This is a genomic window from Acinetobacter sp. YH12041, from assembly GCF_013419975.1.
Classification (GTDB): domain Bacteria; phylum Pseudomonadota; class Gammaproteobacteria; order Pseudomonadales; family Moraxellaceae; genus Acinetobacter.
This window is the reverse complement of sequence record NZ_VOZC01000026.1, coordinates 1-13222: the sequence shown is the minus strand read 5'-3', so window position 1 is coordinate 13222 and position 13222 is coordinate 1. Positions and strand designations below refer to the sequence as shown.

Genomic DNA, 13222 nt, shown 5'->3' with positions numbered 1-13222 from the left:
AGATCATTGATTTTTCTTAATATTCAATTATATTTTAATAGAATTTAAAATACTTTATCTTTATAGTAATCAAAATAATCTGTTGTTAATTAAAATAATATTTAATTAGTTTAGGTGATTGTTAAATTAATATTAGTGGAAAATTATCTAAAAAACTTGGAGCCTATATAAGATGGACTAAGTTTAAAAAACATTATCCGGATTTGTAAAATGTAACTACATTTGATGATTAGCTGCTCTATGGGTAGTTTGTGTAATAAAATTAATATATCTTATAGACAAATCAATAAAAACAGATATGCCTAGACGGCATTAACACATTAAAAATAATTTGTGAAAAGTAAAATAAAAAATATTAAAGGATAATCAAAATGGTGATGAATATATTGGTAACCGGTGGGGCCGGTTTTATTGGATCTGCCGTCATTCGGCATCTCATTAACGAGACTGAACATCATGTATTAAATGTTGATAAGTTAACTTATGCAGGTAATCTGGAGTCACTTATTTCTGTATCGGATCATCCTCGTTATCAATTTACGCAAACTGATATTTGCGACCATGTATCTTTAACCCGATTATTTTTAGAGTTTCAGCCAGATATCGTTATGCATCTGGCTGCAGAGTCTCATGTGGACCGTTCGATTGATCGTCCGGCAGAATTTATTAATACAAACATTGTGGGAACTTACACCTTATTGGAAGTAGCCCGAAAGTATTGGCAAAATCTATCTACGATTAAAAAGTCTAGATTCAAGTTCCATCATATTTCAACGGATGAAGTATATGGAGACTTAGAAGGTACAACAGACTTATTTACTGAAACTACGCCTTATTTACCAAGCTCACCTTATTCAGCAAGTAAAGCCAGTTCGGATCATTTGGTTCGGGCTTGGCATAGAACCTACGGTTTGCCAGTCGTAATCACGAACTGTTCAAATAATTATGGTCCTTATCACTTTCCTGAAAAATTGATTCCTTTAATGATCTTAAATGCCCTGGATGGTAAGTCATTGCCGGTTTATGGCAATGGTCAACAGATCCGGGACTGGCTTTTTGTAGAAGATCATGCGCGTGCTTTATATCAGGTTGCAACCGAAGGCATCGTGGGAGAAACCTACAATATCGGGGGGCATAATGAAAAACAGAATATTGAGGTGGTTAAAACCATCTGCAAAATTCTGGATGAGCTCAAGCCTCGTCTGGAGGGAAAAACTTATACAAGCCTCATTACTTTTGTTAACGATCGGCCAGGTCATGATTTACGTTATGCGATTGATGCTTCAAAAATCGAGCGCGAACTGGGTTGGAAGCCACAAGAGTCCTTTGAAACAGGTATCCGGAAAACGGTGCAATGGTATCTGAATAATCTGGAATGGTGTCAGCGTGTTCAGGATGGTTCTTATCAGCGTGAACGTTTAGGGGAGGCAGTATAATGTTAAGAACAACAAAAGGGATTATCTTGGCAGGTGGCTCAGGTACACGTTTGCATCCTATTACCAAAGGAATCTCAAAACAGTTACTTCCGATTTATGATAAACCAATGGTTTATTACCCCTTATCGGTATTAATGTTGGCCGGTATTCGTGAAGTCCTAGTGATTAGTACACCAGAAGATATTGAGGGGTTTAAGCGCTTATTAGGAGATGGTTCGCAATTTGGCATGGAGCTGAGTTATGCGATTCAGCCTCGTCCTGATGGCTTAGCACAAGCCTTTATCCTGGGTGAAAAATTTATCGGTCAAAGCAATGTATGTCTGGTACTGGGCGATAATATTTTTTATGGCCAAGGTTTTACTCCGATGTTACGTCAGGCGGCAGCACGACAAAAAGGTGCAACAGTATTTGGCTATCAGGTGAAAGATCCTGAACGCTTTGGCGTCGTAGAATTCGATGAACAGCAACGGGTAATTTCAATTGAAGAAAAACCCCAAAATCCAAAATCTAACTTTGCGGTGACAGGTTTATATTTTTATGACAATGATGTCATCCAGATTGCAAAACAGGTCAAACCCTCAGAACGGGGTGAGCTGGAAATTACCTCAATTAACCAGGCTTATCTGGAACGTGGTGACCTAAATGTTGAACTTCTGGGACGTGGATTTGCCTGGTTAGATACAGGTACCCAGGGTAGTTTGCTTGAAGCGGCTCAATTTGTTGAAACCCTCGAAAGACGTCAAGGTTATAAAGTTGCTTGTCTAGAAGAAATCGCCTTGAACAATGGCTGGTTGAGTAAAGAGCAAGTTTTAGCGATTGGTCATACCATGCATAAGAATGGCTACGGTCAATATCTGATTTCTTTGGTGGGGTAATGAGCATGAACTTAATTAAGTGGATTGAATTACCTAACCTGGGAGATCACCGCGGCAGTCTGGTCGTCGCAGAAGCCAATCGGAATATACCCTTCAGTATACAGCGACTTTATTATATTGCTGGCGCTCAACCTGATGTTCCACGCGGATTCCATGCACACAAGCAACTTCGACAGATTGCTTTTGGAATTCAAGGTAGCTGTAAAATGCTGATGGATAATGGCAGAGAAAAACAGGAAGTTTTAATTGCTCAATCTAATAAGGGATTATTGATCCCACCTATGGTTTGGCATGAGATGCATGATTTTTCAGAAGATTGCATCCTATTGGTACTGGCAAGTGATTACTATGATGAAAGTGATTACATTCGTAATTACGACCAGTTCCTAAAAGAAGTAGATCAGACTTTGATTGAGCAGATCACTAAATAATAAAATTAATTCATTAGAATGAAGGCCTTGCAAAAGAAGAAGCTTCAGAAGATAGAATTGTAAAAATAATAATAAATATTAAGGAGATATATGACGTGATTAAGCCGCTTACATCATTGCGTATGTTTTTCGCACTTTTTGTTTTTCTGAGTCATTTGGCTTTTCTAAAAGAAACCAATTATGCCAATATTTTTAATAGTATTTTTGACGAAGGCTTTTTAGGGGTCAGCTTTTTCTTCATTTTGAGTGGATTTATCTTAGCCTACAATTATAAAGAAAAGTTTTTAATCGGAAATATTTCGAAAAGAGAATTTTATATTTCTCGTTTAGCCAGAATATATCCCGTACATATTGCCACAACAGCACTGGTATTTTTATTAACTTTTGCTCAGGCTGGGAAGGGTTGGGAATATTTAATACAGCATGTTTTTCTGATACAAAGCTTTTTTACAGCAGAAGAAATCCATTTCTCATTGAATTCTCCTTCCTGGAGTATCTCTGATGAAATGTTCTTCTACCTGCTGTTTCCATTTGCATTTTTGATTTCTGAAAAAATCAGAAGTTATATTTTTATACTATATCTTATAGGTATTTTGATTCTAAATATTCAGCTTGATAAAAATCAGGATCACTATTGGTTATATATTTCACCATATGTGCGTTTTTCTGACTTTTTGTTGGGTATTATCCTGTTTGATATTTTTGAAAAAGTAAAAGTGGGCTATTCCAAAATTAAGCAACCTGTAGTTATATTTGAATTAGGAGCTATTTTACTTTTTATTTTATTCTTTGTATTCCATAATAAAATAGATATAAGTTACAGGTATTCAATTTATTATTGGGTGCCTATGGCAGCAATTATTTTAATTTTTGCACTGTCTCATGTTATTCAGAAAAAAAGTATAATTACCCAGTTTTTGTCAAATAAATACATGGTGTTAGCAGGGGAAATCAGTTTTTCTTTTTACTTGCTGCATGTTTTGGAAATACAAATTTTAAATTATATAAGAAAAATATTTTCATTGAATATGGACTTAATGCTGTTTTCCTTTTTTATATTTATTGTCACTCTAATCGCTAGCTTTTTAATGTATAGATTTATTGAAAAACCGCTAAATAAGAAAGTAAAACAATTTTTATTGGAGCCAAGCTTTAAATCTAAAGGTTATGAACTGAATAAATAGGATTGTATTTAAATACTATAGATATATTAATTTTAATTAATATGAGATTAAAAAATAAATATAAATTTTTATATGAGATTGATAAGAATGATTCCTTTTCTAGATCTGAAAGCGATAAATATGCAATATCGTGATCAAATGATTACAGCTTGCACTCGGGTAATTGACTCTGGTTGGTATATCTGTGGCAAAGAATTAGAAAAATTTGAGCATAATTTTGCAAATTATTGTGGAACACGATATGCCATAGGTGTTGCTAATGGCTTGGATGCGCTTATTTTAACGCTACGCGCATGGAAAGAATTAGGAAAACTCCATGAAGGAGATGAGGTCATTGTCCCGTCAAATACCTATATTGCAAGTATCTTAGCTATTTCACAGAATAATCTGAAACCGGTACTGGTTGAACCGGATATAACGACTTTTAATATTGATACCCAGAAAATTGAGACAGCCATAACTCCAAAAACAAAGGTAATTTTGCCTGTGCATTTATATGGACAGCTCGCTGCAATGCCAGAAATTATGGCCATTGCCAAAAAATATAACTTGCTGGTTTTAGAAGATTCGGCCCAAGGTCATGGTGCTGAAATAAATGGTCAAAAAGCAGGAAATTGGGGAGATGCTGCAGGTTTCAGTTTTTATCCTGGTAAAAACTTAGGCGCACTCGGTGATGGAGGAGCAATTACCACCAACGATGCTGAGTTAGCGCAGATGCTTAAAGCTATACGTAATTATGGTTCACATGAAAAATATAAAAACCTGGTACCAGGTGTAAATAGTCGTCTTGATGAAATTCAGGCTGCCATCCTGAATGTGAAACTTAAATTTTTAGATCAGGAGAATCAGCATCGTCGGCATATTGCAGATCTGTATTTAAAAGAAATTCATAATCCCGCAATTGAGCTCCCGTGCAAAAATATAGATACCGAGACTTATGCTCAACATGTCTGGCATTTATTTGTGATCAGAACAAAATATCGGGAAAAATTACAACAATATTTAGCAGAAAACGGAGTACAGACACTCATTCATTATCCAATTCCACCTCATCAGCAGCAGGCTTATCAGGAATGGAATGGCTTAAGTTTTCCAGTTTCAGAACAAATTCATGCGGAGGTCCTAAGCTTACCAATTGGACCCACTTTATCTATGGATGAAGCAAAGCAGGTTGTTCAGTTATGTAATGGTTTTCAGGCATAGATGAATCTATTTAGGACCAGTGTACTGAATGGTGTAGCCGTTTTGATTAAGACCATCACCATGTTTGTACTGAATAAAATTCTGGCTGTATATCTAGGACCTACCGGATATGCAGCGATCGGCCAATTCCAGAATTTTATTCAAATGGTGACGACTTTCGCTGGCAGTGCCATTAATACCGCTGTAGTTAAATATACGGCTGAATATCATGAAGATGAGACTAAACAACGTGCAGTCTGGAAAACAGCAGGGAGTATTGTTTTTCTATTTAGTCTCGTTTTTGCGATTCTCATACTTATTTTTCAAAAGCAGCTGGCATTATATATATTTCAATCACTTAAATACCAAACGATTTTTATATGGTTTGCTGTTTTTTTAATATTTTTCAATTTCAATACGCTATTTTTAGCCATATTGAATGGAAAAAAAGAAATTTTAAAGCTGGTGCTTGCAAATATTGCCGGTAGTTTATTTGCACTTGTAATCACTGGTGTTTTGGCAATCAAGCTGCAGTTATATGGGGCTTTAATTGCATTATCCATTTATCAGTCGATTGCATTTATAGTGACATTAATACTCTGTCATAGAGCAGACTGGTTTGAGTTTTCCTCCCTATTAGGAAAAATAGACCTAGGAATTACCAAAAAATTTGCTTCGTTTATTCTTATGGCACTAGTCAGTGCAATCTGTGTGCCGCTATCGCAAATGTTAATTCGGGCTTACTTAACCCAAGAATTTAGTCTGGCTTATGCGGGCTATTGGGAGGCGATGATCCGTCTAAGCACAGTATATCTTTTGCTTGTAACCACTACATTAGGCGTGTATTACTTGCCGCGCTTATCAGAACTCAATGCAATTGATGAAATTAAGAAAGAGGTCTATTTAGGCTATAAGTTTATTTTTCCACTTGCTGTTCTAGGCGGAATTTGCGTTTTCATATTACGTGATTGGATTATCAACTTATTATTTAGTCCATCTTTTGCCCCTATGCAGGATTTATTTCTTTGGCAAATGATGGGAGATGCCTTGAAGATAGGAAGCTGGATACTGGCTTATTTAATGCTCAGCAAAGCAATGACTAAACTCTATATTTGTACAGAGATTATATTTACAGTGTCATTCATTGCTTTAACTTATATATGTACTCAAGTATTTGGTTTCGAAGGTGTTTCTATTGCCCATCTCATAAATTATGGGCTGTATTGGATCGTAATCAGTTTATTTATATTTAAACAATTAAAATAAAGAGGGAATAATATTATGATAAGTGAACAACCCTTAGTCTCTATAGTTATACCAAGTTATAATCATGAAAGGTTTATACATGATAGCATCAAGAGTGTTATTGACCAGTCTTATCAGAATATTGAGTTAATTATTATTGATGATGGATCTACAGATGCTTCAGTAGAAAAAATACAAGAATTAATTCCATTATGTGAAAAACGATTTACCCGATTTGAGTTTAGACATCGTCCAAATAAGGGCTTAAGCGCAACTCTAAATGAAGCATTAGAATGGGCACAGGGGGAATATTTTTCCTCCCTTGCTTCTGATGATATAATCTTAAAAGATAAAATAAAAATACAAACCAAATTTCTAAGCCAGAATAAGAACTGTATAGCTGTATTTGGAGGAGTATCAATTATTGATAATGATTCTAATCTTGTGAAAAATAGAGTTAAAAAAAGAAAAAGTTATACCTTCGACCAGATTTTATTGTTAGAACATGATTTGCCCGCTACTACACAACTTATTCGTACTCAAGCTTTAAAAAAAATAGGTGGCTACAATGCAGAAGTACAAATAGAAGACTGGTATATGTGGCTGCTTTTAGCGCAAGAAGGGGAGTTATGCTATCTTCCTGTGCTTTTTGCAAAGTATAGGTTGCATGACAATAATATGCATAAGCAAACGACTCTTATGCACGATTCAAGAATGATGATTCTAAGTGAATATCAGAATCATATTTTATTTAATAAAGCAAAAAAGAGAGCTTTGTGGATTAATGCATTTGAATTAGGGCTATTATCTAAAAAGAAATCATTAGAAAAGATGATAAAAATTTTAAAAGAATATCCTACAGAAATTTTAACATATGATTTTTTTAGATTTTTTTATTGGCTCTTAATAAAAAAAGATTTTTAATAATTAAAAAATTTTATATCAATAATTATATTTTAACTATGTTTAATAAAATAATTTAGTTAGTAATATAAAAATATTAATCATTTCTTTTGCTGATTCTAGGCATTAGATAATAATAAAAGGAATGGATAATGATTATTTTAAATGAAAGTAATTCAAAAAATAACATTATTTTTTTAGATGATATTAATTTAAAAGATAAAGTGGTTATATACTTTGTCTTGCTGTCATTTTTCTTATCTCAGTTTTATTTTTGGTCTAGTGGGGTTCCACAATTTAGTCACCTTTTTATTATGGCGGCTATATTTTTATTATTCAGCCGTAGCTCAAAAATAACCATCGAATACTCAAGTGTAGCCTTAATCTTTGTCGCATATACAGTTTGTGTAAATTTTGCTTGGTATTTGATCGTTCTAGATCCCAGTTATATGGTTTCTACCATTTACTGGATCTTTAACTTGTTGTTTTTTTTATTATTAATGAATTTGAGTTCCTCTCAAGTTAACTTTTTTTATGAAAAAATACTGTTTCTTATTCCATTTTCCTATGTAATAGAAATTGCGATCTGGGCAAGTGGATTAGGTCGTTACAATTTTGAACCACGATACAATGGTCTTTTTAATGATCCCAATCAGATGGCATTTTGGGTTTTAACTACCTGTGCTATTTTTTTATATATTTCTGAAAGTAATTTAAAAAAGATAATCGTTTATTTTTTAGCTTTATTCTTAATTCTATTGACCATGTCAAGGTCTGCTTCAATTGGCTTCTTAATGCTGACTTTAGGATTTATATTTAGTCAAAAAGGGGATCTGAATAAAAGAATATTTGTATTTTTTGGCATATTAGTCATTTTTAGTACCCTCAGTTACTTTTTATATCATTTAGGGGCTTTTGATAGTGTGGTTCTGCGTTTTGTCGAAGGCCTGGATCAAAAAGACAGCCAGGCAGAAGGACGAGGTCTTTTTAACTTCCTTGAATATCCTCAATATTTAATTTTTGGTGCTGGCCAAGGTGCGCACTGGTTATATAACCCGAAAGGGAACGAAATTCATTCAACTTGGTTAGGTATCCTTTTTTATTATGGGATCGTCGGCATCTCTTTATTTTTAATCTTTTTATATCAAATATTTAAAAAATTATCATTTTCAAACAAGTTGATATTCTTGGGGCCGATGCTATATGGGTTTACAACTTATAGCGCAAGAACACTGATTTTTTGGTTTTTATTGGCCGCTTTTTTACTATTTTCAAATAATAATAAGGAAGAATAAATATGTATATTTCTATAGGAATACCATTTTTTAATGCTGAAAAATATTTAGAAGATGCCATTAAATCGGTATTAGCGCAAACTTTTCAAAATTGGGAATTAATTCTGGTAGATGATGGGTCAACAGACCGATCTTTAGAGATTGCCCGCTCATTTAATGATCCGAGAATCCGTATCATAGCTGATGGGCATAATAGAAGATTACCCTACCGCTTAAATCAGATTATCAATGAAGCAAAGTATGATTTTATTGCACGTATGGATGCCGATGATTTAATGGCAGTCGATCGTCTTGAAAAACAGATTAAAGTACTAAATGAAAATCCAGATATTGATGTCGTAGTCACCAGCTTATATTCAATTGGAGACAAGAATGAAATTTTAGGAAAGAGAATCTATTCTAATCATCAAATGCAACCCAAAGAAATTTTGCAAGGTGTTACTAATATACTGCATCCTTCATTACTTGCCCGAAAGGAGTGGTGTAAAAGAAACCCGTACCAAGTCGATAATTGCTTAGCTGAAGATTATGAACTATGGCTTTCAGCTGCGATAAAAAATGATTTTAATTACGTCGTTTTACAGGAACCTTTATATTTTTATAGAGAAGTTGAAAATGTAAAAAAAGAAAAAATGATCAGTGGTTATAATACCCAGATCGGAGTAATCAATAAATATTATAATAGTACTATTTCCGATCTTGAAAAAAATAAGATTGTTTTAAAGTTTGAAATTAAAAAAATTATTGTAAAAGTACTAAATTTTTTGAACTTAATGCAGATACTACATAAGCGTAGAGTTACATCAGTCTCTGACTCTGATAAAAATTTTTATGCTGCACAATTAGAACTCATAGAGCGTATAAAGCCATGATCTCTAAAAAAATTATCATCATTGGAACGACTGCCTCTAATCTTTACGGTTTTCGAAAAGATTTTATTTTGTCTTGTCTGGCACAGAATTATCATGTTTATGCCTTTGTATCCGAATATACAAATGAGTGGTTGGCCAAAATTCAAGATTTAGGAGTCACCTTAGTGACATATCAGCTTAGTCGAGGAGGGCTGAATCCCTTGGCTGATCTACGTTCAATTTATCAGCTGGCTAAAAAAATAAAAGAAATTCAACCTGATATTGTATTCTCATATTCAACTAAGCCTGTTATCTATGCAACGCTAGCTGCCTATAAGACTAAAGTGCCTTATATTTATGGCATGATCGAAGGACTAGGCTCACCTTTTACTATTCATAAATATGGCCAAAGCTTAAAGGCTAAATTCATACGTTTTGTGCAGGTGGCGCTATATCGGCTTGCATTTCCTTATTTAGATAAAATTATTTTTTTAAATCATGATGATCCTAAGGATTTAGTCCATCATTATAATTTGCCTCATAAAAAAAATGCGATTGAAGTCTTGGGGCCGATTGGCCTTAATTTACAAGATTATGCTTATACAAAATGGAATAATCAGAACAATATATCATTTATATTTATAGCTCGATTGATCGCTGAAAAGGGAATATTTGAATATATAGAAGCAGCACGAATAGTAAAAAGAAAATATCCTGAAGTTGTGTTTAAAATTATTGGTGGATTAGATCCTGAAAATCCAACTGGCTTAAAGCAAGCTGAATTAGATCAGCTAATACAAACAGGTATTATCGAATATAATGGTTTTGTGACTGATGTAGATCAAAGGTTACGTAATAGCGCGGTTTTTGTATTGCCGTCTTATTATCGAGAGGGGGTGCCCCGTAGTACACAAGAAGCAATGGCTGTAGGACGTCCAGTCATCACTACTGATGTTCCAGGCTGCAATGAGACTGTAGTCGATGGGTTGACAGGTTTCCTAATTCCTAAATGGGATGTGGCTGCATTGGTAGAGAAAATGACTTATTTTATAGAACATCCTGAACAAATAAATAAAATGGGCTATCAAGGATTTCTCTATGCTAGAAAGAATTTTAATGCGGATCATATAAACCATAGACTATTACAAATGATGGGCATTAATGGGCTTTAAAAAAAGTAATAGTATTTTTTTAATAAATAGAAAAATTATATTTGATTTAAAAATAATAACTAGGATATAGATATGGGTACTATAATGAAAGAAGACTTAGGTTTTCAAATACATAAATATGAAAATTCAGATAAAATAATATGGAATGAATTTTTATTAAAATGTAAAAATTATCATTTTATGTTTAATCGTGATTTTATGGAATATCATGCTGATCGATTTGAGGATTTCTCATTGATATTTAAAAATGAAAAAGGGAAAATTGTAGCCTTATTGCCTGGAAATATTAAAGATAATATTTTTTATAGTCATCAAGGTTTAACTTTTGGCGGTTTTTTAATTAATAGAGATATTCATGCCGCTGACATGCTAGAATTATTTAATTTATTAAAAATTTATTTAAAACAAAAAAATATTGATAAGATTATATATAAATGCATTCCTGTTATTTATCATAATTATCCTGCTCAAGAAGACTTGTATGCTTTATTTCGAAATGATGCCAAGCTTTACCGACGAGATATTAGTGTTTCTATTGATTTAAATGAAGAATATTCATACTCAGAAAGTAAAAGAAGATCAGTCAATAAGCTCAAAAAAAATGGGGTTAGCTGTGAGGAAGTAGAACAGCCTAGTATGGTTTGGGGAGTAATCCGGGAAGTACTGCGTCAGCATCATAACCAACAACCTGTACATAATGAAGATGAAATAGATTTATTAAAAAGTCGTTTCCCTAATAATATAAAAGCATATAAATGTTGTCTTGATGGAAATATTGTGGCAGGAGCAGTGACTTTTGAAACTGAAAGAGTAGTTCATACTCAATATTTGGCTAGCAATGATAAAGGTAGGGAGAACAAGGTATTAGATTATCTCATTGATCATTTAATAGACAAAAGTAAGAAAAATGCCAAAATATTTGATTTCGGTACTTCTAATGAAAATGAAGGGAAATACTTAAACATTGGATTGATTGATCAAAAAGAAAGATTTGGTGCACGTGGTATTGTGCATGATTATTATAGTATAGATTTATGATCACCTAATTTTAACTTGAATTATTCCACCTCATTATTATTAGAGGTGGATTTCTAGTTTTCTTAAATTTTTTTATCTTATCTGGTTTTATATATTTAAGACGGTCTCAATAGAATAAAAATAACGTTATCTTGATTGTGTAATTAATTAGAAATATATTTAATTATAAGCTTAAAATAGTATTTTATTGTGATATAAGACTCATTATTTATAAATAAATTACATTTTGTCACATTTTATTTAGTGTGAGATTTGCTATATTTTAAAAAATTATTTACCTTAATAATGAAATATATTTCATTATTAACTGATCTAGTGTAATTATAAATTATTTATTTTAATTTAATATAAGTGGCTAATATTTATAGAAAAAATATAAACTTAAGTTTTTTATTAGGTGAAATTTAACTAAATTTAGTTAAATATATATTTTAATAAAAATAATAATAATATTTCTAAAAAACTAAAATATGAAATTGGCTAACAATAGTCTCTCTACTTTAATAAAAATACAATTGATATGATGCGTAGATAGACATAGTGAGGTGTTTATTAATGGATCTACAACAAGAAAAAAATAAGATCGAAAACTTTGTAAAAAGCTCTATTACAACACGTAAATCGTTATTTATTGAAAAAGATAATATTTTCTTAAAAAAAAATCTTGTAGAAAAAGAAGGGTATAAGAACCAAATCATTCAATTTTCTCCACGGATAAATAAAGTGGCTAAGCTAGAGAAAAAAAAATCCTGGTATTATCGGGGGAAGAAAGATCTAATTTTAAAAAATGCCTTAACATCTTACCCTCATCTATATTCTAGTGCTGACCTTTTTAGGAGTGATATAAAAGTTGTTAAGCGATTAATCGATATTATTATTTCGCTTGCTGCTATATTTATATTATTGCCAGTTTTTATCGTCATTGCTTATAAAGTACGTAGAAATCTAGGCTCACCAATTTTCTTCTATCAAGAACGACCTGGTAAAAATGGAAAGCTCTTTAAAATGATTAAGTTTCGGTCTATGAGAAATGCATTTGACCAAGAAGGTAATCCCTTACCAGATAAATTTCGAATTACACCATTCGGTCAAAAACTACGTTCTACCAGCTTGGACGAAATGCCTCAGCTTATAAATGTCTTAAAAGGTGATATGAGTATTGTTGGGCCTAGACCTCAAATGAAAGAATTTCTAGAACATTATACGGCTGAACAAATGCGAAGACATGAGGTAAAACCCGGCATGACAGGGCTTGCCCAAGTCAGTGGACGTAATAACTTATCTTGGGAAGAAAAATTCGACTTGGACGTTCAATATGTTGAGCAAAATAGTATTTGGCTAGATTTTAAAATTATGTTTAAAACAGCTAAGGTGATGTTTAATCAAGAAGGTATTAATGCGCCAGATCAAGAAGTTGGTGCTGCACGATTTTGTAGAAAGGAGGTCACTGAAAGCCACTTACGTGCAAAAGAAGTGAAATAATTTAACCCGAATCGCGGATAAAAAATTGACTTGAAAAATAAGAGGACTAGAGCCATCAGTTGAGTTACCACACAAAACTTAAAACTCTAGTCCCGATGTTTAATAGTACCGAATTATTTTGCGTAATT

At 32.8% G+C, this 13222-nt stretch carries 12 protein-coding genes; all 12 read left to right on the top strand.

Going from position 1 to position 13222, the window contains the following annotated elements:
- The first annotated feature begins 377 nt into the window (after positions 1–377).
- The 12 genes from rfbB to FTU00_RS13800 all read left to right on the top strand — a co-directional run bounded on the left by rfbB (position 378) and on the right by FTU00_RS13800 (position 13094).
- Positions 378–1436 carry a dTDP-glucose 4,6-dehydratase gene (rfbB, locus tag FTU00_RS13855; RefSeq protein WP_180179912.1) on the top strand — a complete coding sequence of 353 codons (1059 nt, stop codon included), beginning with the start codon at positions 378–380 and terminating at the stop codon, positions 1434–1436.
- A complete protein-coding gene (gene rfbA / locus FTU00_RS13850; protein WP_104426847.1) occupies positions 1436–2311 on the top strand; it encodes a glucose-1-phosphate thymidylyltransferase RfbA in 876 nt (291 codons plus the stop codon). The genes rfbB and rfbA overlap by 1 nt, the downstream gene beginning before the upstream one ends.
- Positions 2312–2316: 5 nt before the next feature.
- Positions 2317–2742, top strand: coding sequence for an FdtA/QdtA family cupin domain-containing protein (locus FTU00_RS13845; protein WP_180012109.1), 426 nt, complete (start codon positions 2317–2319; stop codon positions 2740–2742).
- Positions 2743–2837: 95 nt separating this feature from the next.
- Positions 2838–3926, top strand: a complete 1089-nt coding sequence (locus tag FTU00_RS13840; RefSeq protein ID WP_180179911.1) for an acyltransferase — start codon at positions 2838–2840, stop codon at positions 3924–3926.
- Positions 3927–4013: 87 nt separating this feature from the next.
- Complete coding sequence (locus FTU00_RS13835) at positions 4014–5129, top strand: DegT/DnrJ/EryC1/StrS aminotransferase family protein (protein ID WP_180179919.1); 1116 nt, start codon at positions 4014–4016, stop codon at positions 5127–5129.
- Complete coding sequence (locus FTU00_RS13830; RefSeq protein ID WP_180179910.1) at positions 5130–6374, top strand: O-antigen translocase; 1245 nt, start codon at positions 5130–5132, stop codon at positions 6372–6374.
- Between the two features lie 15 nt (positions 6375–6389).
- Positions 6390–7277 carry a glycosyltransferase gene (locus FTU00_RS13825; protein WP_180057913.1) on the top strand — a complete coding sequence of 296 codons (888 nt, stop codon included), beginning with the start codon at positions 6390–6392 and terminating at the stop codon, positions 7275–7277.
- A 131-nt stretch (positions 7278–7408) separates the two neighbouring features.
- Positions 7409–8551 carry an O-antigen ligase gene (locus FTU00_RS13820; protein ID WP_180018155.1) on the top strand — a complete coding sequence of 381 codons (1143 nt, stop codon included), beginning with the start codon at positions 7409–7411 and terminating at the stop codon, positions 8549–8551.
- A gap of 2 nt (positions 8552–8553) precedes the next feature.
- Positions 8554–9423 carry a glycosyltransferase family 2 protein gene (locus FTU00_RS13815; protein ID WP_180179909.1) on the top strand — a complete coding sequence of 290 codons (870 nt, stop codon included), beginning with the start codon at positions 8554–8556 and terminating at the stop codon, positions 9421–9423.
- Positions 9420–10574 (top strand): glycosyltransferase family 4 protein, encoded by a 1155-nt coding sequence (locus FTU00_RS13810; protein ID WP_180179908.1) that lies wholly within the window; start codon positions 9420–9422, stop codon positions 10572–10574. The genes FTU00_RS13815 and FTU00_RS13810 overlap by 4 nt, the downstream gene beginning before the upstream one ends.
- 72 nt (positions 10575–10646) lie before the next feature.
- Entirely contained in the window at positions 10647–11612 is a 966-nt protein-coding gene (locus FTU00_RS13805) for a GNAT family N-acetyltransferase (protein WP_257229813.1), read from the top strand.
- An 843-nt stretch (positions 11613–12455) separates the two neighbouring features.
- The gene (locus FTU00_RS13800) at positions 12456–13094 is read left to right on the top strand and encodes a sugar transferase (RefSeq protein WP_180179917.1); all 639 of its coding nucleotides are present in this window, start codon (positions 12456–12458) and stop codon (positions 13092–13094) included.
- Positions 13095–13222 lie beyond the last annotated feature (128 nt).